Here is a 1,080-nt window from a genome sequence, read left to right as displayed (position 1 = left end):
TGAGTCGCTCGGCCTGCTGAAGATGGACTTCCTCGGCCTGCGCAACCTCACCATCATGGACGACGCCGTCAAGATGGTGAAGCAGAACAAGGGCCGGGACATCGAGCTGCTGTCGCTGCCGCTCGACGACCCGACGACCTTCGAACTGCTCGGCCGCGGTGACACCCTCGGCGTCTTCCAGTTCGACGGCGGGCCCATGCGCTCCCTGCTGCGCATGATGAAGCCCGACAACTTCGAGGACATCTCCGCGGTCTCGGCGCTGTACAGGCCGGGTCCCATGGGCATGAACTCGCATATCAACTACGCGCTGCGCAAGAACGGCCAGCAGGAGATCACCCCGATCCACCCGGAGCTCGAGGAACCCCTGAAGGAAGTCCTCGACATCACCTACGGCCTCATCGTCTACCAGGAGCAGGTGCAGAAGGCCGCGCAGGTGCTCGCCGGCTATTCGCTGGGCCAGGCGGACCTGCTGCGCCGGGCGATGGGCAAGAAGAAGAAGGAAGTACTCGACGCCGAGTTCGTCAACTTCCAGAAGGGCGCCCGCGACAAGGGCTACAGCGACAAGGCCATCCAGGCCGTCTGGGACGTCCTGGTCCCCTTCGCGGGTTATGCGTTCAACAAGGCGCACTCCTCCGCGTACGGGCTCGTGTCCTACTGGACGGCGTATCTCAAGGCGAACTACCCGGCCGAGTACATGGCCGCGCTGCTGACGTCCGTGCGCGACGACAAGGACAAGTCCGCGGTCTACCTCAACGAGTGCCGGAAGATGGGCATCAAGGTCCTGCCCCCGGATGTCAACGAGTCGGACGCGAACTTCACCCCCCGCGGTGATGACACGATCGTGTTCGGCCTGACCGCCGTGCGCAACGTCGGGCAGAACGTGGTGGAGTCGATCGTTCGCAACCGCAAGGCCAAGGGGCGCTACGCGTCGTTCCCCGACTTCCTCGACAAGGTCGACGCCGTCGTGTGCAACAAGCGCACGGTCGAGTCGCTGATCAAGGCGGGCGCGTTCGACGCCCTCGACCACACCCGCAAGGGCCTCACCGCCCAGTACGAGCCGATGATCGACAACGTCGTGTC

Annotated in this window: 1 protein-coding gene; it reads left to right on the top strand. The window is 64.4% G+C overall.

Going from position 1 to position 1,080, the window contains the following annotated elements; translation table 11 throughout:
- On the top strand, positions 1-1,080 hold a 1,080-nt coding region (dnaE, locus tag LG396_RS38765), incomplete at both ends, for a DNA polymerase III subunit alpha (protein WP_225798306.1).

It is taken from the genome of Streptomyces aculeolatus, from assembly GCF_020400605.1.
Taxonomy (GTDB): Bacteria; Actinomycetota; Actinomycetes; order Streptomycetales; family Streptomycetaceae; genus Streptomyces; species Streptomyces aculeolatus.
Note: the sequence above shows the minus strand (reverse complement) of the source record. Positions and strands in the feature narration are given on the sequence as shown.